The 23,564-nt window shown below is 64.2% G+C and carries 28 protein-coding genes; 15 read left to right on the top strand and 13 right to left on the bottom strand.

Annotated elements, in window-relative coordinates; translation table 11 throughout:
* Nucleotides 1-133 precede the first annotated feature (133 nt).
* The 3 genes from P1U48_RS07400 to P1U48_RS07410 form a co-directional block, all read right to left on the bottom strand.
* Nucleotides 134-919 (bottom strand): thioesterase family protein, encoded by a 786-nt coding sequence (locus P1U48_RS07400; protein ID WP_301068306.1) that lies wholly within the window; start codon nt 917-919, stop codon nt 134-136.
* Nucleotides 920-1,026: 107 nt separating this feature from the next.
* Nucleotides 1,027-1,809: a thioesterase family protein gene (locus P1U48_RS07405; RefSeq protein ID WP_301068307.1), complete on the bottom strand. Its 783-nt coding sequence runs from the start codon at nt 1,807-1,809 to the stop codon at nt 1,027-1,029.
* Nucleotides 1,810-1,884: 75 nt separating this feature from the next.
* Entirely contained in the window at nt 1,885-2,337 is a 453-nt protein-coding gene (locus tag P1U48_RS07410) for a nucleoside deaminase (RefSeq protein ID WP_301068308.1), read from the bottom strand.
* Between the two features lie 76 nt (nt 2,338-2,413).
* Between P1U48_RS07410 and P1U48_RS07415 the strand changes: the two genes are divergently transcribed.
* The 9 genes from P1U48_RS07415 (at nt 2,414) to P1U48_RS07455 (ending at nt 10,616) form a co-directional block, all read left to right on the top strand.
* Nucleotides 2,414-3,364 (top strand): pseudouridine synthase, encoded by a 951-nt coding sequence (locus tag P1U48_RS07415; RefSeq protein ID WP_301068309.1) that lies wholly within the window; start codon nt 2,414-2,416, stop codon nt 3,362-3,364.
* A 145-nt stretch (nt 3,365-3,509) separates the two neighbouring features.
* Nucleotides 3,510-4,328 carry a tellurium resistance protein TerC gene (locus P1U48_RS07420; RefSeq protein WP_301068310.1) on the top strand — a complete coding sequence of 273 codons (819 nt, stop codon included), beginning with the start codon at nt 3,510-3,512 and terminating at the stop codon, nt 4,326-4,328.
* 77 nt (nt 4,329-4,405) lie between these two features.
* Nucleotides 4,406-4,603, top strand: a complete 198-nt coding sequence (locus tag P1U48_RS07425; RefSeq protein WP_301068311.1) for a hypothetical protein — start codon at nt 4,406-4,408, stop codon at nt 4,601-4,603.
* Nucleotides 4,603-5,508, top strand: a complete 906-nt coding sequence (locus P1U48_RS07430) for a 5-bromo-4-chloroindolyl phosphate hydrolysis family protein (protein WP_301068312.1) — start codon at nt 4,603-4,605, stop codon at nt 5,506-5,508. Before P1U48_RS07425 ends, P1U48_RS07430 begins: the two co-directional genes overlap by 1 nt.
* Before the next feature lie 5 nt (nt 5,509-5,513).
* The gene (locus P1U48_RS07435) at nt 5,514-6,710 is read left to right on the top strand and encodes a toxic anion resistance protein (RefSeq protein WP_301068313.1); all 1,197 of its coding nucleotides are present in this window, start codon (nt 5,514-5,516) and stop codon (nt 6,708-6,710) included.
* A gap of 10 nt (nt 6,711-6,720) precedes the next feature.
* Nucleotides 6,721-7,671 (top strand): DUF2927 domain-containing protein, encoded by a 951-nt coding sequence (locus P1U48_RS07440; protein ID WP_301068314.1) that lies wholly within the window; start codon nt 6,721-6,723, stop codon nt 7,669-7,671.
* Nucleotides 7,672-7,706: 35 nt separating this feature from the next.
* Nucleotides 7,707-8,834 carry an SPFH domain-containing protein gene (locus tag P1U48_RS07445; RefSeq protein ID WP_301068315.1) on the top strand — a complete coding sequence of 376 codons (1,128 nt, stop codon included), beginning with the start codon at nt 7,707-7,709 and terminating at the stop codon, nt 8,832-8,834.
* A 13-nt stretch (nt 8,835-8,847) separates the two neighbouring features.
* Nucleotides 8,848-9,936, top strand: a complete 1,089-nt coding sequence (locus P1U48_RS07450; RefSeq protein WP_301068316.1) for a TFIIB-type zinc finger domain-containing protein — start codon at nt 8,848-8,850, stop codon at nt 9,934-9,936.
* On the top strand, nt 9,933-10,616 hold the full coding sequence (locus P1U48_RS07455; protein WP_301068317.1) for a nitroreductase: 684 nt from the start codon (nt 9,933-9,935) through the stop codon (nt 10,614-10,616). The genes P1U48_RS07450 and P1U48_RS07455 overlap by 4 nt, the downstream gene beginning before the upstream one ends.
* Before the next feature lie 6 nt (nt 10,617-10,622).
* Here P1U48_RS07455 and P1U48_RS07460 read toward each other — a convergent pair whose 3' ends face one another.
* Entirely contained in the window at nt 10,623-11,039 is a 417-nt protein-coding gene (locus P1U48_RS07460; RefSeq protein ID WP_301068318.1) for an Hsp20/alpha crystallin family protein, read from the bottom strand.
* Between the two features lie 162 nt (nt 11,040-11,201).
* Here P1U48_RS07460 and dtd point away from each other — a divergent pair, with 162 nt between their 5' ends.
* Nucleotides 11,202-11,645, top strand: coding sequence for a D-aminoacyl-tRNA deacylase (dtd, locus tag P1U48_RS07465; RefSeq protein ID WP_301068319.1), 444 nt, complete (start codon nt 11,202-11,204; stop codon nt 11,643-11,645).
* A gap of 400 nt (nt 11,646-12,045) precedes the next feature.
* On the opposite strand, the gene phoB is transcribed toward dtd, so the two are convergent.
* The 9 genes from phoB to P1U48_RS07510 all read right to left on the bottom strand — a co-directional run bounded on the left by phoB (nt 12,046) and on the right by P1U48_RS07510 (nt 19,940).
* Nucleotides 12,046-12,738 carry a phosphate regulon transcriptional regulator PhoB gene (phoB, locus tag P1U48_RS07470; protein WP_301068320.1) on the bottom strand — a complete coding sequence of 231 codons (693 nt, stop codon included), beginning with the start codon at nt 12,736-12,738 and terminating at the stop codon, nt 12,046-12,048.
* The gene (gene phoU / locus P1U48_RS07475; RefSeq protein WP_301068321.1) at nt 12,738-13,454 is read right to left on the bottom strand and encodes a phosphate signaling complex protein PhoU; all 717 of its coding nucleotides are present in this window, start codon (nt 13,452-13,454) and stop codon (nt 12,738-12,740) included. Before phoU ends, phoB begins: the two co-directional genes overlap by 1 nt.
* Before the next feature lie 10 nt (nt 13,455-13,464).
* Nucleotides 13,465-14,262 (bottom strand): phosphate ABC transporter ATP-binding protein PstB, encoded by a 798-nt coding sequence (gene pstB / locus P1U48_RS07480; RefSeq protein ID WP_301068322.1) that lies wholly within the window; start codon nt 14,260-14,262, stop codon nt 13,465-13,467.
* Between the two features lie 22 nt (nt 14,263-14,284).
* Nucleotides 14,285-15,586: a phosphate ABC transporter permease PstA gene (gene pstA, locus P1U48_RS07485; protein ID WP_301068323.1), complete on the bottom strand. Its 1,302-nt coding sequence runs from the start codon at nt 15,584-15,586 to the stop codon at nt 14,285-14,287.
* Nucleotides 15,587-15,596: 10 nt separating this feature from the next.
* Nucleotides 15,597-16,973, bottom strand: a complete 1,377-nt coding sequence (gene pstC, locus P1U48_RS07490; protein WP_301068324.1) for a phosphate ABC transporter permease subunit PstC — start codon at nt 16,971-16,973, stop codon at nt 15,597-15,599.
* 71 nt (nt 16,974-17,044) lie between these two features.
* Nucleotides 17,045-18,082 (bottom strand): substrate-binding domain-containing protein, encoded by a 1,038-nt coding sequence (locus P1U48_RS07495; RefSeq protein ID WP_301068325.1) that lies wholly within the window; start codon nt 18,080-18,082, stop codon nt 17,045-17,047.
* Nucleotides 18,083-18,314: 232 nt separating this feature from the next.
* Entirely contained in the window at nt 18,315-18,551 is a 237-nt protein-coding gene (locus P1U48_RS07500; RefSeq protein ID WP_301068326.1) for a thioredoxin family protein, read from the bottom strand.
* 46 nt (nt 18,552-18,597) lie between these two features.
* Nucleotides 18,598-19,656, bottom strand: coding sequence for a permease (locus P1U48_RS07505; protein ID WP_301068327.1), 1,059 nt, complete (start codon nt 19,654-19,656; stop codon nt 18,598-18,600).
* Nucleotides 19,653-19,940, bottom strand: a complete 288-nt coding sequence (locus P1U48_RS07510; RefSeq protein WP_301068328.1) for a metalloregulator ArsR/SmtB family transcription factor — start codon at nt 19,938-19,940, stop codon at nt 19,653-19,655. Before P1U48_RS07510 ends, P1U48_RS07505 begins: the two co-directional genes overlap by 4 nt.
* Before the next feature lie 332 nt (nt 19,941-20,272).
* Here P1U48_RS07510 and P1U48_RS07515 point away from each other — a divergent pair, with 332 nt between their 5' ends.
* The 5 genes from P1U48_RS07515 to P1U48_RS07535 all read left to right on the top strand — a co-directional run bounded on the left by P1U48_RS07515 (nt 20,273) and on the right by P1U48_RS07535 (nt 23,331).
* Nucleotides 20,273-20,437 (top strand): hypothetical protein, encoded by a 165-nt coding sequence (locus P1U48_RS07515; RefSeq protein ID WP_301068329.1) that lies wholly within the window; start codon nt 20,273-20,275, stop codon nt 20,435-20,437.
* The gene (locus tag P1U48_RS07520; RefSeq protein WP_301068330.1) at nt 20,434-20,598 is read left to right on the top strand and encodes a hemin uptake protein HemP; all 165 of its coding nucleotides are present in this window, start codon (nt 20,434-20,436) and stop codon (nt 20,596-20,598) included. The genes P1U48_RS07515 and P1U48_RS07520 overlap by 4 nt, the downstream gene beginning before the upstream one ends.
* Nucleotides 20,595-20,963: a hypothetical protein gene (locus tag P1U48_RS07525; RefSeq protein WP_301068331.1), complete on the top strand. Its 369-nt coding sequence runs from the start codon at nt 20,595-20,597 to the stop codon at nt 20,961-20,963. The genes P1U48_RS07520 and P1U48_RS07525 overlap by 4 nt, the downstream gene beginning before the upstream one ends.
* 13 nt (nt 20,964-20,976) lie before the next feature.
* Nucleotides 20,977-22,239 (top strand): imelysin family protein, encoded by a 1,263-nt coding sequence (locus tag P1U48_RS07530; protein ID WP_301068332.1) that lies wholly within the window; start codon nt 20,977-20,979, stop codon nt 22,237-22,239.
* A 78-nt stretch (nt 22,240-22,317) separates the two neighbouring features.
* Nucleotides 22,318-23,331 carry a porin gene (locus tag P1U48_RS07535; RefSeq protein ID WP_301068333.1) on the top strand — a complete coding sequence of 338 codons (1,014 nt, stop codon included), beginning with the start codon at nt 22,318-22,320 and terminating at the stop codon, nt 23,329-23,331.
* Nucleotides 23,332-23,564: the final 233 nt, after the last annotated feature.

Genomic DNA, 23,564 nt, shown 5'->3' on the forward strand with positions numbered 1-23,564 from the left:
GCGGGGGGGGGGGGGGGGGGGGGGGGGGGGGGGGGGGGGGGGGGCGGGGGGGGGGGCGGGGCGAGGGGGCTTTGCCCCCTCGCGCTCCCCCAGGATATTTTCGACCAGAGGAAGCCAGGGGACCGGGCAGGCATCAGCCGAACACCGCAACCATTTGCCGGGCCACCGCGACCCGGCGGCCTTCGGCGTCCCAGATATCGGTGTACTGCAACGAATAGCCATCCGCCGCCTGTTCGCTGACCGAGCGCAGGATGTGCCAGCCGCGCGCCGCCACCGGGTGAAAGAAATCCATGCTCCAGGTCATCGTCGACACCGGGGCGCGGTCGCGCAGCTGCACCATCGCCGCCGGTGGCAGCCCGTCGCCAAGGGCAATCGGGATCAGCCCCGGGTCGATGCCGCTGTCATCGACCAGCCGCGACCAGATGTAGATCTCGCAGTCGCCGCCCTCGAGCGGGCGCCGTCCGCCGAGGCGTTTCAGCTCGAAATTCTCGGGGAACCCGGAGGCGCGCGTGTGGCCCGGACGGTGAAAGCCCGGCGCCTCTTCCGGCGGGATCACCTGTGGCGCCGGTTTCAGGTCATGCACCACTGTGCTGGGGCGCGGCGCGGCAAAGGTCAACAGAGCGCGGGCCGCGAGGGTCTCGCCAGAGCGGCAATCGACGGAGATCACCGCCGAATTCTTGCCCCGCCGCAGCAATTCGCAGGTAAAGACCAGTTCCTCCACCGCCGGGCCGGAAAAGGCGAACTGGGCCGAACGCAGCGGCGGCAGATCGGGAAAGGCGCGCTGCGCCGCATGCACCTGCAGCAGCGCCGTCAGCCCGCCCAGCAGGGTCCGCCCCTGCATCCATTCCGGCCGCGCCATGACCCGGGTTTCCATGCCCGTTCCGGTGCAATCGGCCAGAATCTCTCCGATGGTTGCCATGCCTGCTCTCCTTCGTCGCCAACGGGGCGAGGTTTCAAAAGCCCTCAGCGCGGTCAATGCGGCGGCGTGCAAGCCTAGATATGTGAAGACCCTGGCCCGGCCCCGCCTCAGCCGAAGATTGCGACGATCTGGCGGGCGGTCAGCACCCGACGGCCCGATGCATCCCACATGTCCGAGCCCTGCAGCGAATAACCATCCGCCGCCTGATCGGAATAGGTGTGCAACAGGTGCCAGCCGGTCGCGGTGACCGGCTGAAAGAAATCTACCCCCCAGGTCATCGTCGACACCGGCGCCCAGGCCGACATTTCGGCCATCGCACCGGGTGGCAGCACATCGGCCGTCGCCAGCAGCACGGTGACCGGGTCGACCCCGGCCTCATCCAGCAGCCGGGTCCAGACCAGCATTTCCGGTGTGCCACCGCTCAGTGGGCGCGATCCCGACACCAGGCGGATGTCGAATTTCGCCGGGAACGACAAAAGCTTTGGCGGCTTGCGGTGGAACACCTCGCAGGTTTCCGGCGCCGGGGCGGCGGGCGCGGGGACCAGGTCATGGGCGACGTGGCTGTCCCGCGGATTGGCGCAGGTGAAAATCGCGCTGGCCGCCGGACCCGCCGCGCCGATGCAGGCCACCTGAACCACCGCCGAATTGCGCCCGCGGCGCAACAGCGAGACGGTAAACTCCAATTGGCCCTGGGCCGGGCCGACAAAGGCCAGCTGGGCGCCGCGCAGGGGCGGCAGATCAGGCAGGGCCCGGGTGGCCGCATGCCAGCAGAGCGCCGCTGTCATGCCACCGTAAAGCGTGCGCCCCTGCCCCCAGGCCTCGGGCGCGGCGATGCTCTGCGCGGCGCCCTCGCCGCTGAACCCGTCCAGAACCTCGCGCAAATTTGCCATGACCGCCTCGTCAGTTGTTGTCTTTTGATACTGTGCTATCCGCGCCGCGCTTCTCGTCCGCCGCGCTTGGGTAAGTCAACCGCGCCGGGCGGAAAAGAAGCCGCTGAGCAGCGCCGCCGCGGCTTCGGCGCCAATGCCGTCGATGACTTCGGGCGCGTGATGCGCCTGGGCATGGCTGAACACCCGGGCGCCATGCAGGACGCCGCCGGATTTCGGGTCGGCGGCGCCAAAGACCAGCCGGGCGATGCGCGCGGCGGCGATCGCGGCGGCGCACATGGCGCAGGGTTCCAGCGTCACGAACAGCACATGACCGGGCAGCCGCTCGCTGCCCGCCGCGGCGCAGGCGGCGCGGATCACCAGCATTTCGGCATGGGCCGAGGGGTCGGACAATTCGCGGGTGCGGTTGCCGGCCCGCGCCACGATCTGCCCGGAGGGGGCGACCAGCACCGCACCAACCGGCACCTCGCCGCGGGCAGCAGCGGCGCGGGCTTCGGCCAGCGCCTCATCCATATGCGGGGCGAATGTCATGGCCCCTTCCTGCCCCGGCCCCGCCCAGCCTGCAAGCCCGCTTCCGCCGCAGGGCAAAACAGGCTAAGCCAGCGCCATGACCCGCAAACCCGCCCATACGATCCGCCCGCCGCGCCCGTCCAAGACCGGGGCCAAACCGCCGTCGACTTCCGGGACGAAGCCGCTGGCGAAAGCCGTGGCAAGCTCCGCCGCCAAACCGGCACCAAAATCGCAGCCGAATGCGGCACCGGCCACCGCCGCTGCGCCGGGCGCCACGCCCGCAGGCGAGCGGATCGCCAAGGTGCTGTCACGCGCCGGAATCGCCTCGCGCCGCGACGCCGAGATTATGATCGTCGAGGGCCGGATTTCGGTGAACGGACGCAAGCTGACCAGCCCGGCGCTGAATGTCAGCGCGGCGGACCGGATCGAGGTCGACGGCAAGCCGCTGAATGCCCCGGAGCCGCCGCGGCTGTGGCTCTATCACAAGCCCGCCGGGCTGGTGACCACCGCCCGCGACGAAAAGGGCCGCCAGACGATATTCGAGGCGCTGCCCGAGGATCTGCCCCGGGTGATGAGTGTCGGCCGACTTGACCTCACCTCTGAGGGCCTGCTGCTGCTGACCAATGACGGCGGCCTCAAGCGGCGAATGGAACTGCCCGCCACCGGCTGGCTGCGCCGCTACCGGGTGCGGATGCGCGGCATTCCCAAGGACGAGGATTTCGCGCCGCTGCGTGCCGGTCTGAAGATTGACGGCGAGAAGTTTCAGCCGATGCAGGTCACCCTGGACCGCCAGCAGGGCGCCAACGCCTGGGCCACGGTCGGGCTGCGCGAGGGGCGCAACCGCGAGATCCGCCGGGCGATGGAGTCGATCGGCTTTAGCGTCAACCGGCTGATCCGGATTTCCTACGGGCCCTTCCAGCTGGGCCAGTTGCAGCCCGGCGCGGTCGAAGAGGTGCGCGCCAAGATCCTGCGCGATCAGCTGGGCCTCGCCGAGGCCTCCCCCAGCCAGAAACCGACCCGCCAGCCGCGCCGCCCGCGCAATTCCTGACCGCGCTCGACGTCACCGGCCTGGCTGCGAAACCGCGCCGACTGCGCCAGCCGGCTGGCATTGACGTCAGGCCCAACTTGTCCAGAGCCCGACAACGCGTCACATTGGCGCGATAACATGACGCAAATTTGATGGACCCGGACCCATGGCTGATCTTTTGACTTTCGCCAACCTTGGCACCTTTCTGATGCTGTGCTTTTTGCAGGCGGTGCTGGGGTTTGACAACCTTCTCTATATCTCGATCGAGAGCCAGCGCGCGCCGGTGGCGCAGCAAAAGGCGGTGCGATACTGGGGCATCATCATCGCCGTCGCCCTGCGAATCGTGTTGCTGTTCGCGATGATCCAGCTGCTGGATGCACTGACCGAGCCCTTCTATACCTTTGCCTGGGACGGGGTGCTGACTGGCGGGGTGAATTTCGCCACCGTGGTGTTTGTCTTTGGCGGCGTGTTCATCATCTACACCGCGGTCAAGGAAATCGGCCATATGCTGTCGCTGGATCATCTGGAAACCGATGTGCAGCAAAAGGGCGGCAAATCCGCCGCCGGGGTGGTGACGCTGATCGTGTTCATGAACCTGATCTTCAGCTTTGATTCGGTGCTGTCGGCGATTGCCATCACCAAGGTGTTCCCGATTCTGGCCGCCGCCATCCTGTTGTCGGGCCTGGCGATGCTGGTGTTGGCCGACGGGGTCACCCGGTTTCTGGAGTCCAACCGGATGTATGAGGTTCTGGGCCTGTTCATCCTGCTGATTGTCGGGGTGGTGCTGCTGGGCGAGGCCGGTCAGGCCGCCGCCCATGCCACCCATGATCCGGCACTGGCGCTGCGGTTCTTTGACCATGAGGTGATCCCGATGTCGAAGACCACCTTCTATTTCTCGGTGGTGGTGCTGTTCCTGGTCGAGATCATCCAATCGGGCTATTCGCGCAAACTGAAGGCCGAACGTCGCGCCACCCAGAGCCGATGACGGCACATGACTGCACACTGGCGCAATCCATGCGGGGTGCTTATGTTCAGGTCTGAAAATGGTCGCTGGAGGGGGCTATGTCCCGGCTGATCCTCATTATTGTGCTGATTTCTGCGCTGGTCGCTGCGGCCTCGCTGGTTGCGGCGGCCTGGGGTCGTCCGGCGGGGGCTGAGACGGTCCCGGTGCGGCGCTCGAACGCCATCCAGAAAGTCGCCTTTGTGCTGTTGATGGTGGTGATGGGCGGTGTCGCGACCGGCTGGCTGGGGGCCGACTAATGGCACAGCGTTACGGCGGCGATTTCAGCCCCGATGGTGAGAACCAGCCAAAGCCGCCTGCAGGCAACCACAGGCCACGCCGCAATCTGGCCCGTCCCGACCCCGCCGGAGCGCGCTCGAACTTCCTGTTCGTGCCGCCGCTGATCCTGGCGGCGACCTCGATCGCGGCGGGGGCGGTCGGGCTGGCCATCGGCCTGGTCGGCGCCGCAAGCTGGGCACTCGCCGCCTGGCTGACCCGCGAGGGGCTGCGCGCCGAAGCCGCCTATCATGACCGCAAGGTGGCCCGCCGGCCGGCGCTGCCGCGCAAGATCCTCGGCTCTTTCGCCATCGCCCTGGGCACCGGCCTGGCCGCCACCGTGCACGGCGCCAGCCTGCTGCCTGCCGGGCTCTATGCGGTGATCACCGGGGCGCTGCACCTGGCCGCCTTCGGTCCCGACCCGTTGCGCGACAAAAGCGTCGAAGGCATCGACAACTTTCAGCAGGACCGGGTCGCCCGGGTGGTGGTCGCGGCCGAGGCGCATCTGAAAACCATGCAGGCGCAGATCGACACCCTGCGCGATCGGGCGCTGAGCGCACGGGTCGCCGGTTTTGTCACCACCGCCCGCGAGATGATCCGCACCGTCGAGAATGACCCGCGCGATCTGACCTCAGCGCGCAAATTCCTCGGCGTCTATTTGATGGGGGCCCGCGACGCGACGGTGAAATTCGCCGATGTCTATGGCCGCAATCACAGTGCCGATGCACGCGCCGCCTATGAGGCGCTGCTCACCGATCTGGAACAAAACTTCGCCGCCCGGACCGAAAAGCTGATGCTTGACGACCGGAGCGACCTGACCGTCGAAATCGACGTTCTCAGGGAACGACTGCAACGCGAGGGGGTCCGGGCCCCCAAAACAACGGAGTAAGCAACATGTCGGACACCGTACGCGCCAAAGCCGCGGAATCTGTGAAACTGGTCGAAGAGGTGACGGCGGTGGTGCTGTCTGAACCCAGTGGCGAAATCGTTGCCCTGGAACAGGCCGAGCCGGTAACGGCTGACGCGATCCGCACCCGGATGGCCGAACTGGACATGGGCGATACCAATTCGATCGTGTCGTTCGGGTCCTCCGCGCAGGCGGAATTGCAGGAAATCAGCCAGGCGATGTTGCAGGATGTGCGCAACAAGGATGTCGGCCCGGCGGGTGACAGCCTGCGCAGCATCGTCACCACCATCCGTGGGTTTTCGGTCAGCGAGCTGGACGTGCGCCGCAAACGCTCGTTCTGGGAACGGTTGATCGGCCGCGCCGCGCCCTTTGCCAAGTTCACCGCGCATTTCGAGCAGGTGCAGGGCCAGATCGACCGGGTCACCGACGACCTGCTGAAGCACGAGCACAGCTTGATGAAAGACATCAAATCGCTCGACATGCTCTATGACAAGACCCTCAATTTTTACGACGAGCTGGCGCTTTATATCGCGGCGGGCGAAGAGAAGTTGAAAGAGATCGACAGCACCGAGATCCCGGCCAAAGAGGCGGCGGTGAACGCCGCGCCCGAAGACGAACAGGTGATGAAGGCGCAGGAATTGCGCGACCTGCGCGCCGCCCGCGACGATCTGGAACGCCGGGTGCATGACCTGAAACTGACCCGCCAGGTGACGATGCAATCGCTGCCCTCGATCCGGCTGGTGCAGGAAAACGACAAATCGCTGGTCACCAAGATCAACTCGACCCTGGTCAACACCGTGCCGCTCTGGGAGACCCAGCTGGCGCAAGCGGTGACGATTCAACGCTCGGCCGAAGCCGCCGCCGCCGTGCGCGACGCCAATGACCTGACCAATGAGCTGTTGACCAGCAACGCCAAGAACCTGCGCGATAGCAACAAGATGATCCGCACCGAGATGGAGCGCGGCGTGTTCGACATCGAAGCGGTGAAACAGGCCAATGCCGATCTGATCGGCACCATTCAGGAAAGCCTGCAAATCGCCGACGAGGGCAAGGCCAAGCGCGCCGCCGCCGAAGTCGAGCTGAAGAAGATGGAGGCCGAGCTGCGCGACACCCTGTCCGCCGCCAAGGCCAAGGCAACCGGGCTGGGCGACGCCGCCGGGACCGCGGTTCCGTCGCAGAGCTGAGGTCGGCGCGGTGCGCGGCACACAAACGCTGGCTGCGGCGCTGATGGCGCTGACGCTGCTGACCGCCTGTGAGGACGGGTCGGACGGCTATGGCGTGTCGCCACCGCGTCGCGCGGTTCCAGCGACGATTGCCGCCTCGCCCCGCCCCGAAAGCGCCGCTTCAACCGATCTACGGCGCTATTACGCCCAGGTGCAGGCCGATCTGCTGGCCCAGGGGTTGCTGCGCCAAGAAGGCGGCGGCATCGACACCCCGTTCAGCGCCGAGATGCTGGCGCAGAATTTCGAACGTATTGCGCTCTATGACGAATACGCCCGAGGTGGGGGCTTGCAGACTTCGAACGCGCCGTCGCATCTGCGCCGCTGGGTGGTGCCGGTGCGGGTCGCGGTGGAATTCGGCGCCACGGTGCCTGTCGCGCAGCGCAATTTCGACCGCAACGAGGTGGTCAGCTACACTGCCCGGCTGGCGCGACTGACCGGCCATCCGCTAACCTATACCCCCGGCCCCGGCGCGAATTTCCATGTGCTGGTGATGGGCGAGGACGACCGGGCGGCGGCCATTGCCCGGATCCGACAGCTGGTGCCGAATATCTCGGACAGTTCGCTGGGGATCTTTCGCGACCTGCCGCGCTCGATCCATTGCCTGGTGGTGGCGTTTTCCGGCAGCAGTGCCGATTACGAATACCGCCGCGCCATCGCCTTTGTGCGCGCCGAACATCCCGATCTGATGCGCCGCTCGTGCTTTCACGAGGAAATGGCGCAGGGCCTGGGCCTGGCCAATGACAGCCCCTCGGCCCGGCCTTCGATCTTCAACGACGACGACGAGTTCGCGCTGCTGACCAGCCATGACGAGATGCTGCTGCGGATGCTCTATGACCCACGCCTGCGCCCCGGGATGACCCCGGACACGGCGCGCCCGATCATTCAGTCCCTCGCCAACACGCTGGTTGGCGGCCCGAGCTGAGCTGAACCCATAATCATCTGGAAAGGACCCCCACCATGGGCATTTTCGATTTCCTGAGCGGTGAATTCATTGACGTCATCCACTGGGTGGACGACAGCCGCGACACGCTGGTCTGGCGGTTCGAGCGTGAGGGCCACGAGATCAAATATGGCGCCAAGCTGACGGTGCGTGAGGGGCAAGCGGCGGTGTTCGTGCATGAGGGCCAGCTGGCCGATGTCTTCACCCCCGGCCTTTACATGCTTGAAACCAACAACATGCCGGTGATGACCACGCTTCAGCACTGGGATCACGGCTTCAAATCGCCGTTCAAATCCGAGATCTATTTCGTCAATACCACCCGGTTTGCCGATCTGAAATGGGGCACCAAGAACCCGATCATGGCCCGCGATCCGGAGTTCGGCCCGGTGCGCCTGCGCGCCTTTGGCACCTATGCCGTCCGGGTCACCGAACCCGCCCGCTTCATGAGCGAGATCGTCGGCACCGACGGCGAATTCACCATGGACGAGATCAGTTTCCAGATCCGCAATATCATCGTCCAGGAATTTTCCCGGGTGATCGCCAGCTCTGGCATTCCGGTGCTCGACATGGCCGCCAACACCCGTGATGTGGGTCGGCTGGTTGCCAAGGAAATCAGCGGCACCTTGAGCGAATACGGCATGGAAATGCCCGAGCTCTACGTCGAAAACATCTCGCTGCCGCCCGCGGTCGAAGAGGTGCTGGACAAGCGCACCTCGATGGGGATCGTCGGCGATCTTGGCAAATTCACCCAATTCGCCGCCGCCGAGGCACTGGGCAAGGCCGCCGCGACCCCGAATTCCGGCATGGGCGCCGGGATTGGTGCCGGAATCGGCATGGCGATGGGCGCCGCCCTCGGTCAGCAGGGGCCATGGGGCCAGGCGCCTGCGGTCAGCCAGCAACCGCCCGCCGCCGTGGCGCCGCCGCCGCCACCGCCGCCAGTCGAACATGTCTGGCACCTCGCAGAAAACGGCAAGACCACCGGCCCTTTCTCCAAGGCGACGCTGGGCCGGATGGTGGCGGACGGATCGCTGTCGCGCGAAACCTTTGTCTGGACCGCCGGTCAGGACGGCTGGAAGAAAGCCGAGGACGTGACCGAACTGGCGCAGTTGTTCACCATCCTGCCGCCACCGCCGCCGGGAAGCTGAGCGGACGCCTGAGATGAATGCCCGCGAACATAGATTTCCCTGCCCGAATTGTGGCGCCGATTATCGCTTCGATCCGGTTGCCGGGCTGCTGACCTGCGATTTCTGTGGCCATAGTGAGCCCATCGAAGGTGCCGACGAAGGCCACCCGGCGATCAACGAGCTGGATTTCCGCACCGCGATCGAGGCGCGGCTGCCCGAGGCCGAGACCGAGGAAACCCGCACCACCAAATGCCCGAATTGCGGCGCGCTGGTGGAATTCGACGCGACGATCCACGCCACCGAATGCCCGTTCTGCGCCACCCCGGTGGTCACCGATACCGGGGTTCACCGGCAGATCAAGCCGCGCGGGGTGCTGCCCTTTGCACTGAACGAATCCGCCGCGCGCAAGGCGATGACCGATTGGCTGGGGCGGCTCTGGTTCGCGCCGAACGGCTTGCAGGATTACGCCCGCAAAGGCCGCAAGATGGAAGGTATCTATGTGCCGTTCTGGACCTATGATGCCGACACCAAGTCGCGCTATCAGGGCGAACGCGGCACCATCTATTACGAAACCCGAACGGTGATCCGCGACGGCAAGTCACGGCAGGTGCAAGTCCAGAAAATCCGCTGGCGCCCGGCCTCGGGCCGGGTGGCGCGGTTTTTTGACGATGTGCTGGTTCTGGCCTCGCGCAGCCTGCCGAAACGCTACACCGACGCGCTGGAACCCTGGGACCTCGCGGCGCTTGAGCCGTATCGCCCGGATTTCCTCGCCGGGTTCCGGGCCGAGGCCTATCAGGTCGAACTGGCCGAAGGCTATGACGAGGCTCGCGCCCAAATGGACCGGGTGATCGAGCGCGATGTGAAATTCGACATCGGCGGCGACGCCCAGCGCGTACATAACATCGACACCAAGATCAGCGATGTGACCTTCAAGCATATCCTGCTGCCGGTCTGGCTGGCCGCCTATAAATATCGCGGCAAGACCTATCGCTTTGTGGTCAATGGCCGCACCGGCCGGGTCCAGGGCGAACGGCCCTGGTCAGCCTGGAAAATCACCTTTGCCGTCATCGCGAGCCTGATCCTGGCTGGGGTGATCTTCTATTTCATGGGACAGAACCAATGACAGATACATCAGATTTCGACGCCTTGACCGCGCTGTTGCAGCGCCGCCATTCCTGCCGCGCCTTTCGGCCCGATCCGGTGCCGGATGTGCAGATCAGGCAACTCGTCGAAACCGCGGGCCGGGCGCCGTCCTGGTGCAATTCGCAACCCTGGCAGGTGATCATCACCAAGGGCGCCGAAACCGAGTCTCTGCGCAGCAAACTGATTGCCAAGGCCACATCGACCGAGGCTGGCGCGCCCGATCTGCCCTTCCCCTCAGGCTATAGCGGTCGGCATCAGGACCGCCGCCGCACCTGCGGCTGGCAGCTCTATGATGCGGTCGGGGTGCAAAAGGGCGACCGCGCCGGATCAATGGCGCAGGCGCTGCAGAATTTCCACCTGTTCGGCGCACCGCATACAGCAATCCTGACCTCGGGGACCGAGCTTGGCCCCTATGGCGCGATGGATTGCGGCGGTTTCATCGTGGCCTTTTGCCTGGCCGCCGAGGCGCTGGGGCTGGGCTGCGTGCCGCAGGCGGCGGTGGCAGGCATGTCACCGCTGCTGCACGATCATTTTGCGATTCCAGACGACCGGATGGTGCTCTGCGCGCTCAGCTTCGGTTATGAGGATCGCGACCACCCGGCCAATGCGTTTCGCACCGACCGGGCGCCGCTGGACGAAATCCTCGACCTGCGCGGCTGAACCGGCTCAGCTCTTGCTGATGGTCACTTTCTTGGCGGTTTGCGCCTGGGCGGCGAGACGCGCGATTTTGATGGTCAGAACCCCGTCCTTCAAATCCGCCGACACCTTGTCGCCATCGGCGTCGCCCGGTAGGCGAAACGACCGGCTGAAGGCGCCGTATTGGCGTTCGGAAAAGAAATAATCCTCGCCCTTCTCTTCCTTTGAGTCGGTCTTTTCGCCCCTTACCGTCACCACCCCGTCATGCACCGAGATGTCGATGTCGGATTCCTCGACACCGGGCAATTCCATGGCGATGCGATAGCCCTCCGTATCCGAGGCGGCATCCGACGCCGGGGCCAGCCAATCCGCCACCTTGGCGCCAAAATTGCGAAACGGGTCATAGAGGCTGGGCCACAGGCCCGCGCCATGCGATTTCTCAACCATATCGTCGTTCCTTTCCTTGATCCAACGCAGCACAGATTCGCGCGCCGCGGTGCCGGGATCTTGACCAGATCGGCCCCCCGGCACTTTGACACCGGTCAAATCCGCCTTGCGTTCGACACCGGTCCGGCAAAAAATCCCCGAGCCAACACCGGAGGATGACAGATGCGCGCCCTGATTCAGAGAGTAACCGAGGCCGAGGTGCGCGTCGCGGGCGCCACCATCGGTCACTGCGGCGCCGGGCTGCTGATTCTGGTCTGCGCGATGCCCGGCGACACCGAGGAAACCGCTGAAAAACTGGCACTGAAAATCGCCAAGTTGCGGATCTTCAGCGATGCGGCCGGCAAGATGAACCACGCCCTGCTCGACACCGGCGGCAGCGCGCTGGTCGTCAGCCAGTTCACTCTGGCCGCCGATACCAGCCGCGGCAATCGGCCCGGCTTTTCCGCCGCCGCCGCCCCTCCCGAGGCCGAGCGCCTGTATCTGGCCTTCGCCGGGGCCCTCGCCGCTCTCGGCCCCAAGGTCGAAACTGGCCGCTTTGGCGCCGACATGCAGGTCAGCCTCACCAATGACGGCCCGGTGACTCTCTGGCTCGACAGCGAAACCTGAATGTGAGAGCTGGCCCGGTTGATCTGAACAGGGTCCGGGCGTTTTCCAAGTGGTTTTCCGCCTCGGTTGCACCGCCAGCACCTCGGGCATCGGCGGGTTGAAGTCGGCCTGATCGGGCGTCCGGCCGTCACGCGATGCATGCGGTCGGCGGCTGTTGTAGACGCCGGGATAGCGGGCGATCCCGGCGCGGCCTTCGGACCCGCTGGCATGCCCGCAGGTAGATTTCCTCGTATCAGATGGGCCGCGCCTGCCGCTTGAGCCCTGCCATCACCACCTGTGACCGGCGTCACTGGTGGTTTTCCGGGCCTGCGCCAGAGGCGCCGGGAGCGCCTCAGCGGCCCGCGGGCTGAACGCCGGGTCGCAGGGCCTGGATCAGAACGATTTCAACGCAACCGCGAGGTCATCCCAGAGCGTAGCCCGCGCCGCGCACGGTGCGGATCGGATCGTCGCCGCCGTGACGGCTCAACGCCTTGCGCAGGCGGCCGATATGGACATCGACGGTGCGGGTGTCGACATAGATATCCCGGCCCCAGACCCGATCCAGCAATTGTTCACGGCTCCAGACCCTTCCGGGTTTTTCCAGAAAGGTGGTCAGCAACCGGTATTCCGTCGGCCCGAGCCGCACCTCATGTTCGCCTCGGAATACCTTGTGGGTTTCTGAATCGAGCAGGATGTCGTCAAAGATTAGCCGTTCCCCGACCGTAGACGGGCGCGAACGGCGCAGGTTGGCTTTGACCCGGGCCATCAGCTCGATCACCGAAAAGGGTTTGACGACATAATCATCGGCACCGGTTTCCAGCCCACGCACCCGGTCAACCTCTTCGGAACGGGCCGAGAGCATGATCACCGGGATCATCCGCAGCGCCGGTTTCACCTTGATCTGACGGCAGATCTCGATACCGGAAACGCCGGGCAGCATCCAGTCCAGCAGGATCAGATCGGGGGTTTCCTCTTCGATCAGCAGCAGCGCCTCGTTGCCGTCTGCGGCCTGGATCACCCGAAAGCCTTCGCCTTCAAGGTTGTAGGTCAGGATTTCACGCTGGGCGGTTTCGTCTTCGACGACCAGAACCGAGGGCTGCATGTCTGCGGGCATCAGCTGTCCATTTCCCCTAGTTCGAGCGAAGTACGGTCCTCTTTCTGACGCTCGTCGTCGGGCAGTTCGCCGGTCACCAGATAGATGGTCTGTTCGGCAATGCCCGTCGCATGGTCACCGACCCGTTCGATGTTCTTGGCGATGAAATGAAGATGCATGCCCACCGCGATATTGCGGTGATCTTCCATCATATGGGTGAGCAGCGAGCGAAAGATCGTGTTGTAGATCTGATCGGCTTCGGTATCCCGCTCGATAATTTCCAGGGCTTTATCGGGGTCGCGCTGGATGTAGCTGTCGAGGGCGTCCTTGACCATCGCCTCGACAAATTTCGACATCCGCCCAAGGGCAGAGAACGAAGCGCCGATATCGGGGCTTCCGGCCATGGCGATGGTCCGCTTCGCCATATTCTTGGCATAGTCGCCGCAGCGTTCCAGATGCGAGCTGATCTCCATCACCGACAGGACGGTTCTGAGATCCCCGGCGGTCGGCGAGCGCAGCGCCAGCAGCTTGGCGGTGTCGGTCTTGATCGTCTGGTCAAGGTCGTCGATCAGCCGGTCGCCCTTGCGCACCTTGGCGGCCAGTTCGATATCCCGGCTTTTCAGCGCGGTCGCGGCTTCGGACAGCGCCAGTTCGACCAGCCCGCCCATCTTCATGACGGCGGCCTGAATGCCTTCGAGGTCGCGGTCGAACGACGATACGATGTGTTTGTCATGCATGGCTCTGTTCCTACCCGATCCGGCCAGTGATGTAACTTTCCGTGCGGCTGTCCTGCGGGTTGGTGAAAATCTGGTCGGTGACATTGAACTCGACCAGATGCCCGAGATGAAAGAACGCGGTGTTCTGGCTGACCCGCGCCGCCTGCTGCATCGAATGGGTGACGACCACCACCGAATAGTCCCGGCGCAACTCGTCAATCAGTTCCTCGACCTGGGCGGTGGCGATCGGGTCAAGCGCCGAACAGGGTTCGTCCATCAGCAGCACCTCGGGCTCGGTGGCAATCGCGCGGGCGATGCAGAGACGCTGCTGTTGGCCCCCCGACAGCCCGGTGCCCGGCTGGTCGAGTCGATCCTTGACCTCATCCCAGATGGCGCCCCGGCGCAGCGATTTTTCGACGATCACATCGAGGTCGGCCTTGCTCCTGGCCAAACCGTGAATCCGTGGCCCATAGGCAATATTGTCATAGATCGATTTCGGAAACGGGTTGGGTTTCTGAAACACCATGCCGACCTTGGCGCGCAGCTGCACCGGGTCCACCCGCTTGTCATAGATGTCCTGCCCGTCCAGCCGGATATCGCCCTGCACCCGGCAGATATCGATGGTGTCGTTCATCCGGTTCAGGCAGCGCAGGAAGGTCGATTTACCACAGCCCGACGGGCCGATAAAGGCGGTCACCGTCTTGTCAGCGATGTCGACATCCACATCCTTGATCGCATGGGTGTCGCCATAATGAACATTGACGCCGCGCGCGGTGATCTTGGTGTCGGTCATCTTCACGTCCCGTTCGATTTTTCGCATGTCGTTCATGGCGTTGTCCTTTCCGGAGCGCTTACCATTTGCGTTCGAATTTCTGCCGCAGGTAGATCGCCACCGCGTTCATCATGACGAGGAAACCAAGCAGCACCAGGATCGCCGCCGAGGTGCGCGAAACGAAACCGCGTTCCGGGCTGTCGGCCCAGATGAAGATCTGGGTCGGCAGGGCGGTGGCGCTGTCAAACGGGCTGTTGGCGGCCGAGGTGATAAAGGCGTTCATCCCGATCAGCAGCAGCGGCGCGGTCTCGCCCAGGGCCTGGGCCAGACCGATGATGGTGCCGGTCAACACGCCGGGCATCGCCAGCGGCAGCACGTGCTGGAACACCACCTGCTGTTTCGATGCGCCAAGGCCAAGCGCGGCCTCTCGAATCGAGGGCGGCACCGCTTTCAGCGCCGCGCGGGTGGCGATGATGATCGTCGGCATGGTCATCAGCGCCAGGGTGAGGCCACCAACAAAGGGCGCCGAGCGCGGCAGGCCGAACCAGCCGATGAACACCGCCAGCGCCAGCAGCCCGAACACCACCGAGGGCACCGCCGCCAGGTTGTTGATATTGACCTCGATAAGATCGCTGAACCGGTTGCGCGGGGCGAATTCCTCAAGATAGATCGCGGCGCCGATGCCCAGTGGAAAGGCGATCAGGAAACAGGTCAGCAGCGCCCAGAACGACCCGACCAGGGCCCCCTTGAGACCGGCGAGTTCGGGAAAACGTGAATCCGCATTGGTGAACAGCGCCCAGTTGAACGGTTTCGAAATCGCGCCCTGGTCCTTGAGCGTGTCGAACCAGGCGATCTCGGTGTTTTTTACCCGGCGGAATTCATCCGGGGTGTCACGGTCGATCAGGCCTTTGTTGAGCTGGTCGAACGGGTCCGAGACCGGGACTTTCAGGGTCACGCTCTGGCCGATCAGCCCCGGGTCGGCGACAACCATATCGCGCAGCTTGAACTGTGCGCCTTTCGACAGGATACCCTCGACCGATTTGGCGGTGGCGCGGACACTCATATCGGTGCCGGGCAGCATTTTGGCCACCGAGACCGCCAGAACATCGTCAAAGCCGCCGCGCGGCAGCCGTTTCAGCGGCACCTCCTCTGGGTCGACATAGACCGACAGGGTGATGTGGGTCTGGGTAAAGGCGGTCCAGCCCGAGGACACCAACGAGGCGACCAGGATAAACAGCATGCCAAAGGCGATCGAGATGGCGCCAAGGCCGATCCATTGCAGCCGGGTCTGTTTGCGGCGGCGGCGTTTCAGCGAGGCCGCGACCAATTCGGATGAACTCGCCTTGCGGGGGGTGCCGGTCGGCATGGTTGCATCGGTCATGTCGATCGCCTCAATCGTAAGCTTCGCGGTATTTGCGCACGATGCGCAGCGCGATGATGTTGATCATCAGGGTGACGAGGAAAAGCATCATCCCCAGGGCAAAGGCCGCCAGGGTCTTGGGGTTGTCAAAAGAGGTGTCGCCGATCAGCAATGTCACGATCTGAACCGTCACGGTGGTGACACTGTCGAGCGGGTTGATCGTCAGCTTGGCGATCAGACCCGCCGCCATCACCACGATCATCGTCTCGCCGATGGCCCGGCTGACCGCCAGCAACACGCCACCGACGATCCCCGGCAGGGCTGCTGGAAACAACACTGTGGTCATCATCTCGCCCCGGGTTGCGCCAAGGCCAAGCGCGCCGTCACGCAGGGTGCGCGGCACTGCTGACAGGGCATCGTCGGCGAAGGAAGAGATAAACGGGATCAGCATGATCCCCATGACCCCGCCCGCCGCCAGCGCGGTGTTCGGCGCGACATCAAGGCCGAAGGACTGGCCCAGGCTGCGGATCGCCGGGGCGACCACCAGGATGGCGAAAAACCCATAGACCACAGTGGGAACCCCGGCCAGAATCTCAAGCACCGGCTTGACCACTGCCCGCAACCGGCGCGGCGCGAATTCGTTGAGGTAGATGGCCGAGAACAACCCGACCGGCACCGCGACAACCAGGGCGACCACGGTGATCACCATGGTGCCCAGGAACACCGGCAGCCAGCCAAAGGCGCCCGCTGCGGCAATCTGATCCTCGCGCAGCGGAATCTGCGGCTCCCAGTTCATGCCGAACAGGAATTCCGACAGCGGCACGTGTTTCAGAAAGCGCAGGGTTTCGTAGGACAGCGAAACGATGATGCCGATGGTGGTGAAGATCGCGACGACCGAGCAGAACACCATCAGCCCGGAAACGATGCCCTCGACACCCTGGCGGGCACGAAAATCGGCGCTGACCCGGGCGCGGGCAAGGCCCATCAGCAGCAGCGAGAGTGCGGCGACCGCGACAATCAGCAGCCAGTCAGCACGTTGGTGCAGCTGCGACAGGTGGCTGGCGGCGGCGACCTTCCATTCTTCGGGAGAGCCGAACACCTGGCCGCGGGACAGGGATTTGATCTCGGCCAGGACAAGCTGCGTGGCCCCGGCCCCGCGCTCGCCCAGCGCCCCGTCCGGCAACCCGGCCATCACCAGGCGGTCGATCACCGGCCCCTGAAGCATCAGCCAGAACAGAATGAAGGTCAGCACCGGAACCAGGATCAGCAGCGCCGAAAACAAGCCATGATAGGAGGTCATCGAATGCAGCCGGTCGCCACGGTCGCGGATCGATTTGGCCGCAACCCGGTTCAGGATGTAACCGGCGCAGACCGCGCCAATGAGCAGGAGAAAGGGAAGTGCTGACATTGGCCTGTTCTTTCCAAGAGGTCGCCCAGGCCGCGTGAATGCGCCCCGGGCTTTAGCGTAAACTGCGGAGCTTAATTCGGCGCGGTCATCGGCTTGCCATCCAGAACCGCGTCCTGAAGCTCGATACGGCGATCGTCGGACAGGGCAACCAGGCCACGTTCGGACAGATAGCCACCGGCCTCCAGCGCGTCGTCGGACATGTATTCCTCAATGAATTCGTTGAGGTTCGGGATCACCCCACGATGCGCATTCTTGACGTAGAAATACAGCGGACGCGACACCGGATAGGATTTGTCGGCGATGGTGTCGGTGCTCGGTGCGACGCCTTCGATCTTCACACCTTTCAGCTTGTCCAGGTTCTCGTAAAGGAACGAATAGCCAAAGATGCCGACGGCGTTGGAATCCGCTTCCAGCCGCTGAACGATCAGGTTGTCGTTCTCGCCGGCTTCGACGAACGGTCCGTCGGTGCGCATGCGCGAGCAGTTTTCTTTGACCCATTTGCCGTCAAAGCCGCCGTCATGAACATAGGCCAGCTCTTCGCAACCGGCATGCATCGCCAGTTCGACAAAGGCGTCACGGGTGCCCGAGGTCGGCGGCGGGCCATAGGCGAGGATTTCAACAGCCGGCAGGTCGGCGTTGATTTCGTTCCACATTTTGTAGGGGTTGTCTTTCCATTCGCCGTCAACCGGAACCTGGGCACCCAGTGCCAGGTAAATCTCGCCCAGGGTCAGGTTCCAGTCGTAGTCGTTGCTGCGCGAAATCGCCATCGACAGGCCGTCAAAGCCGATCAGCGCCTCGGATACGTCGGTCACGCCGTTTTTCTGGCAGAGTTCGTATTCCGATGCCTTCATCGCCCGCGAGGCGCCAGTGATGTCGGGATGGCTTTCGCCAATGCCGCCGCAGAAAATCTTCATGCCGCCGCCGGTACCGGTGGATTCGACGATAGGCGACGCGGCGCCGGTGTTGTTGGAAAACTGTTCGGCGACAGCCTGGGTGTAGGGGAACACGGTCGACGACCCGACGATGCGGATTTCATCGCGCGCGGCCGCGGTGGTTGCCGAGACGGCAACGAGGGCCAGAGCCGACACGGAAAGCTTTGTGAAAGACATGGTATCTCCTGATTTTCACGAGGGCCGGTGGTTTCGGCCTCTGCTGCGTCGCTAGATCGATTCTGTGATGCTTATGCAAAAATCAGATGACGGTTTTGTAACAGCCCGCCTTGCCGTGGCAAAAGTGTGAGATTTCGTCGCGGAAACCAGGGCCAAAAAGGTGCCCCGGCGCGCGCCAGCCCCGCCCCGCCGGTGTCCCGGCAGGGCAGATGCCGAACAGACCCGGCCTCGCCTAGGCGCTGAGCCACTGGCCGAGCTTGGTCGCATCCGGCAGGCCGCCCGCATGCACCAGCTTGCCATCGATCGCGATGCCGGGGGTCGACATCACCCCGGCCATGGCGATGGCGCGCGCATCGCTGACCTTTTCAATGGCGACCTCGATGCCAAGCTTTGTCGCGGCGTCCTTGATCATCGCCTCGGTGGCGTCACAGCGTTTGCAGCCAGGGCCATAGACCTTGATGTTCTTCATCGGGATGTCCTTTCGGGAAATGGCGTTGCGGCGGGTCCGCAACGGTTCAGAGCAGGAAGTTGAAGAGATACCCGGTGGCGAGGATGCCCGCCGCCACCACGGCGATGAAGATGCCGATCAGACGGTAGGTCAGCACCTGTTTCAGGATGATCATTTCAGGCAGGCTGAGGGCGATCACCGACATCATGAAGGCCAGCGCGGTGCCCAGCGCCGCCCCCTTGCCAAGCAGCGCCTCGACAATCGGGATAACCCCGGCGGCGTTGGTATACATCGGCACCCCTACAACCACGGCGGCGGGCACCGACCACCAGGCCTCACCGCCCATGATTTTCAGCATCATCGCCTCAGGCACATAGCCATGGATCGCGGCGCCGATGCCGATGCCGACCAGCACCCAGATCCAGACCTTGCCGACGATCTCGCGTACCTGTTCGACACCGATCTTCAGCCGGTCCACCAGTGTCAGGCGCTCCTCGGGCAGATCACCGACGGGGCCGGCGTTCATCTCGCGCACCCAGTCCTGCAGATAGCGCTCCAGCCCCATCCGGCCCATCACGAACCCGGCCAGCGTGGCGATGGAAAATCCAAAAACCAGGTAGATGGTGGCAATCTTCCAACCCACCAGCCCGTAAAGCAGCCCCAGGCCCACTGGCCCGACCATCGGCCCGGCGATCAGAAACGAAAACGTCACCCCCAGCGGGATCCCCGCCGAGACAAAGCCGATGAACAGCGGCACCGAGGAGCAGGAGCAGAACGGCGTCAACACCCCGAGAAACGCGGCCAGCGGATAGCCCCAGATCTGGCGCTTGCCAGCAAGGATGGCGCGGGTCTTTTCCGGGCTGAACCAGCTGCGCAATACCCCGGTGACAAAAACGATGCCGGTCAGCAGCAGCAGGACCTTGGGCACATCATAGAGGAAGAAGGCAATCGCCTCGCCGCTGTGGCTGTGACGCGCGACCGGAAACAGCGCGGTCGCCCATTCCGAAAACGGGATCAGCTGGCCATAGACCAGGTAGAGCGCCAGGCCGATGCTGGCCACGCCCAGATACCACAGCCAGTCAGGCGCGCCGCGCGGCGGCAGGGCCTCAGGGGTTTCAACACTCATCCGGCTTTCCTTTGATTCTGTTGTTCTGCGGCCAGCACCGCGTCGATCACGCCAACCAGCTGCGGCGCCAGATCCGGGTTGCGGCGATAGCGCACCCATTGCGCATCGCGTCGATCCAGCACCAGCCCGGCCTCGCGCAGCACCTTCATATGCCGTGACATCCGGCTCTGGCTGACATCGAGCCGCACCATCAATTCGCACACGCAATGCTCGCCGCCGCCCCAGAGCAGCGCCAGCGCGGAGCGGCGGGTCGAATCACAAAGGGCGGTCAAGAGGTCCTGCATGCCAGATTGATAATGCGCCCGGGCGCATATGCGCCTTGATTCATATCAACCGGGGTCAATTGCGCAGGCGAGTCCCCTGCCCCCTCTTCCTCTGGTCATAAATATCCTGGGGGAGCACGAGGGGGCAAAGCCCCCTCGATCTTGGCCGAGGTCCGGACATCGCGGCCCGCTCTCAGCACCATGTCCGCCGGACTTCATATCCGACTAAAACAATCGGATTGACAATCTTGACTGCTTAACTCAGGTATATGACAAGTCAAGCCACCCCACAGTCCTGCAGCGCCAGGTCACTGCAGGGGAAGCCCGACACGCGATCTTGTGAGGACTTCCCGATGCCGCCCACCAGAAAACCACTGCCTGAGCTCGACGAGCGCCAGACCCCGCGCAGCAGACAGGTTGACGATCTTGCGCTTCTCAGCGCCGCGCCCGAAGCCGAAGGCTCCGCCGAGCACTGGCGGCTCGAACTGCGCCCAGACGCCGAGCGCCGGGCGCCATGAGCCAGCCATCGCCGCCGCCCAAACCAATGCCCGCCGACCCCGTGCCAAGCCATTCGGCGCGCGACCTCACCAATGGTGGCGAATTGGCGCGGATCGTGCTGGACGGGCAAAGCTACACGCTGCGGATCACCCGGGCTGGCAAGTTGATCCTGACCAAATGAGCCGTGATCAAGAGAAACGCAGCGCCGCGCCGGTTGGCTTTGTCTCCGAGTTGGTTGAGATCGAGGTCGCAGCGGTGGTCTATCTTCAGCCCTGCCGTGACGGGCCAGAGGCCCAGGCGCAGGTCTGCACTGATTTGGTCCCGAGCCTCGGGCCAGATCTTGGCCGCAAGCGGTTGCCATCGTTCGAGGACCTCAGCGGGCTCTGTGCCCGCTTTGGCCACCGGCCGCTGCTGCGACCCGAGGTGGCACCGATGATCGCGTCGTTGGCGGCCGACTTCGGCCCTGCGCTGAACCGGATGCGGCCCTGCGCGCCGGGACGGATCAAGGTCGCCAGAACCGATCACCCAAAGACCACATTTCACTGACAAGGACAGTTCCATGCAATCACCCCTTCTCCAATCGGCGGGATTCGCCCTGGCCCTCGCCACCCCCGCAATGGCGGTCGAAAAATCAGAGGTGCTGGGCAGCTACGCCGATATTGCCGCCGCCATCTATCAGGACAGCGCCACCACCGCAGAGCGTCTGCAAACCGCTGTTGCCACCCTGTTGGCCAGCCCTTCGGCGCAAAACCTGACGGCGGCCCGGCAGGCCTGGCGGGCCGCAAGGGTGCCCTATCAGCAATCCGAGGTGTTCCGCTTTGGCAATGCCATTGTCGATGACTGGGAGGGCCAGGTGAATGCCTGGCCGCTGGACGAGGGCCTGATCGACTACGTCGATTCTGCCTATGGCGGGCCCTCGGATGAAAACGCGCTGGCGGTGCTCAATGTCGTGGCCAGCCCGCAGTTTACCCTGTCCGGCAAAGCCATCGACGCGCGGGTGATCACCCCGGCCTTGCTGTCTGATACCCTGCACGAGGCCGACGGGATCGAGGCCAATGTCGCGACCGGTTACCACGCCATCGAATTCCTGCTCTGGGGTCAGGATCTGAACGGTCACGACACCGGCGCCGGTCAGCGTCCCTGGACCGATTACGCCCACGGCGCGGCCTGCACCGGCGGCAATTGCGACCGCCGGGGTCAATACCTGGCCGCCGCGACCGAATTGCTGGTCAGCGATCTGCACTGGATGTCGGCGCAATGGGGCGAAGGCGGCGCCGGGCGCGCCGCCTTGCTGGCGGATGAAGACACCGGCCTGGCTGCGGTCCTGACCGGCATCGGGTCGCTGTCCTACGGCGAACAGGCCGGGGAACGGATGCGCCTTGGCCTGATGCTGAATGATCCCGAAGAAGAGCATGATTGCTTTTCCGACAACACCCATAACAGCCATTACTACGACGGGCTCGGGGTGCAGAACGTCTATCTCGGCGCCTATGTCGGCATTGACGGCAGGCTGGTTTCCGGCCCGTCCCTGTCCGATCTGGTGGTGGCGAGCGATGCCGGTCTCGACCTTGAGATGAAGACCAGGCTGGCGACGACGATGCGCGCGCTCGGCCGGATCAAGACCGCCGCCGAGGCCGGGTTTGCCTATGACCAGATGCTGGAACGCGGCAACGCCAACGGCGAGGCGCTGATCATGGGCGCGGTGAATGGGCTGATCGACCAGACCAAGACCATCGAGCGGATCGTTAGCAAGCTCGGCCTCGACCAGATCGCCTTTGAAGGCTCCGACAGCCTCGACACCCCCTCCGCCGTTTTTGAATGAAACCCGCATCCCGGCCGTTTCAACCCTGCACGCCAGACGCCAGCGGAGTTGAAAGGCCGGTGCTCAAAGGAAGACAGAATGACCAAATCGATTCACCTAGCAGGGATGACCTGCGCCCTGGTGCTGGCGTCTACAGCTGCAAAGGCTGAAAGCAGCACCGGTTTTACCTGGGAGGGCGCGCTGGAACTCGGCATCGATTCCACCGTCTCATCCGACATTCCCGGCGCCGAACTGAGCGATATCTACGGCTCCGCCGAGCTGACCTTTGGTTTTGCCTTCAACGAAAGCCTGCGTGCCTTCGCAGGCATCAGCGTTGAATCAGTGCTGGACCCTACCGGAAACCGGTTGTTTGGCGATATCGGCGCCTATGTCGGCGAACTGGGACTGGCCTTCAGCCTTGGCAGCACCGAAATTGCCACGGGCAAGATCAGCCCCGCCTTTGGCATCGCCTGGGATCAGGCCCCGGGATTCTATGGCAGCGCCTATGCCGAGGATTACGAGCTGAGCGAAATGATCGGCATCAGCGCCACAACCGAACTGGGCCGCGGCACGTTGTCGGCGGCGGTGTTTTTTGCCGACACCACCGTGTTGAGTGACTCGCTGGGCACCAGCCGCGGGCGCTTGACCCGGGCCAGTGGCGGTGCGGGCAACACCGGCAAGCTGAACAATGTCGCGCTGCAATATGACGTCAGCCTTGGCGCCACCAGCCTCTCTGCCTCGGGGCGGTTCATGTCCGCCGGGGTCGGGGATGTGTCGAACGAAACCGGGCTGGCGTTGGGCCTCAGCCATGCGATCAATGACCGGATCACGGTGATCGGTGAAATCGCCAGGTTCGAGGGTTTTGGCGGCAGCGCCGACGATGCCACCTATGTCACGCTCGGCGCCAGCCTTGCCAGCGGCCCGATCACCTATAACGCCTCCTTCACCCATCGCAGCATCACCAGCACCGGCACCGACCGGTTGCTGTCGCTTGGGGTGGATTATGAATTCCGAGGCGGGCAAAGCCTGTCGGCGGGGGTCGGATTCGCCAATGAAGCCGGTCAGAAATCAACCATGCTCGGGCTTGCCCTGGTGATCCCCTTCGGAGGCTAAACCAATGATCATCGGCCAATGCAACGACATCAGAGATCGCGCGGTTTCTGCGCCGCAGGACCTCGTGTCTCATGTCGGTTGCAGGCCGATTTTCCCGCTCCAGATTGGTTCAGGCGGTGATGCCAGGGTCCGCGGCTGCGCCCTCGCCTCACCCCACCAGATAGCGAACCAGTGGCCGAGCGACGCGCGCCGGAGAACTTGGCCAAATTCCGCCAAGAAATCTATGCTGCGCG

Source organism: Pseudooceanicola sp. (genome assembly GCF_029213205.1).
GTDB lineage: Bacteria > Pseudomonadota > Alphaproteobacteria > Rhodobacterales > Rhodobacteraceae > Pseudooceanicola.

Bases quoted from the DNA above. Each gene is read 5' to 3' on its own strand.
- P1U48_RS07455 (WP_301068317.1), top strand. From the start codon at position 9,933: ATGACAGATACATCAGATTTCGACGCCTTGACCGCGCTGTTGCAGCGC.
- P1U48_RS07520 (WP_301068330.1), top strand. From the start codon at position 20,434: ATGAGCCAGCCATCGCCGCCGCCCAAACCAATGCCCGCCGACCCCGTG.
- P1U48_RS07415 (WP_301068309.1), top strand. From the start codon at position 2,414: ATGACCCGCAAACCCGCCCATACGATCCGCCCGCCGCGCCCGTCCAAG.
- P1U48_RS07430 (WP_301068312.1), top strand. From the start codon at position 4,603: ATGGCACAGCGTTACGGCGGCGATTTCAGCCCCGATGGTGAGAACCAG.
- pstA (WP_301068323.1), bottom strand. From the start codon at position 15,586: ATGACCGATGCAACCATGCCGACCGGCACCCCCCGCAAGGCGAGTTCA.
- P1U48_RS07460 (WP_301068318.1), bottom strand. From the start codon at position 11,039: ATGGTTGAGAAATCGCATGGCGCGGGCCTGTGGCCCAGCCTCTATGAC.
- P1U48_RS07500 (WP_301068326.1), bottom strand. From the start codon at position 18,551: ATGAAGAACATCAAGGTCTATGGCCCTGGCTGCAAACGCTGTGACGCC.
- pstB (WP_301068322.1), bottom strand. From the start codon at position 14,262: ATGAACGACATGCGAAAAATCGAACGGGACGTGAAGATGACCGACACC.
- pstC (WP_301068324.1), bottom strand. From the start codon at position 16,973: ATGTCAGCACTTCCCTTTCTCCTGCTCATTGGCGCGGTCTGCGCCGGT.
- P1U48_RS07525 (WP_301068331.1), top strand. From the start codon at position 20,595: ATGAGCCGTGATCAAGAGAAACGCAGCGCCGCGCCGGTTGGCTTTGTC.
- P1U48_RS07450 (WP_301068316.1), top strand. From the start codon at position 8,848: ATGAATGCCCGCGAACATAGATTTCCCTGCCCGAATTGTGGCGCCGAT.
- P1U48_RS07510 (WP_301068328.1), bottom strand. From the start codon at position 19,940: ATGCAGGACCTCTTGACCGCCCTTTGTGATTCGACCCGCCGCTCCGCG.
- P1U48_RS07410 (WP_301068308.1), bottom strand. From the start codon at position 2,337: ATGACATTCGCCCCGCATATGGATGAGGCGCTGGCCGAAGCCCGCGCC.
- phoB (WP_301068320.1), bottom strand. From the start codon at position 12,738: ATGCCCGCAGACATGCAGCCCTCGGTTCTGGTCGTCGAAGACGAAACC.
- P1U48_RS07445 (WP_301068315.1), top strand. From the start codon at position 7,707: ATGGGCATTTTCGATTTCCTGAGCGGTGAATTCATTGACGTCATCCAC.
- P1U48_RS07535 (WP_301068333.1), top strand. From the start codon at position 22,318: ATGACCAAATCGATTCACCTAGCAGGGATGACCTGCGCCCTGGTGCTG.
- P1U48_RS07425 (WP_301068311.1), top strand. From the start codon at position 4,406: ATGTCCCGGCTGATCCTCATTATTGTGCTGATTTCTGCGCTGGTCGCT.
- P1U48_RS07400 (WP_301068306.1), bottom strand. From the start codon at position 919: ATGGCAACCATCGGAGAGATTCTGGCCGATTGCACCGGAACGGGCATG.
- P1U48_RS07405 (WP_301068307.1), bottom strand. From the start codon at position 1,809: ATGGCAAATTTGCGCGAGGTTCTGGACGGGTTCAGCGGCGAGGGCGCC.
- phoU (WP_301068321.1), bottom strand. From the start codon at position 13,454: ATGCATGACAAACACATCGTATCGTCGTTCGACCGCGACCTCGAAGGC.
- dtd (WP_301068319.1), top strand. From the start codon at position 11,202: ATGCGCGCCCTGATTCAGAGAGTAACCGAGGCCGAGGTGCGCGTCGCG.
- P1U48_RS07495 (WP_301068325.1), bottom strand. From the start codon at position 18,082: ATGTCTTTCACAAAGCTTTCCGTGTCGGCTCTGGCCCTCGTTGCCGTC.
- P1U48_RS07435 (WP_301068313.1), top strand. From the start codon at position 5,514: ATGTCGGACACCGTACGCGCCAAAGCCGCGGAATCTGTGAAACTGGTC.
- P1U48_RS07530 (WP_301068332.1), top strand. From the start codon at position 20,977: ATGCAATCACCCCTTCTCCAATCGGCGGGATTCGCCCTGGCCCTCGCC.
- P1U48_RS07505 (WP_301068327.1), bottom strand. From the start codon at position 19,656: ATGAGTGTTGAAACCCCTGAGGCCCTGCCGCCGCGCGGCGCGCCTGAC.
- P1U48_RS07420 (WP_301068310.1), top strand. From the start codon at position 3,510: ATGGCTGATCTTTTGACTTTCGCCAACCTTGGCACCTTTCTGATGCTG.
- P1U48_RS07515 (WP_301068329.1), top strand. From the start codon at position 20,273: ATGCCGCCCACCAGAAAACCACTGCCTGAGCTCGACGAGCGCCAGACC.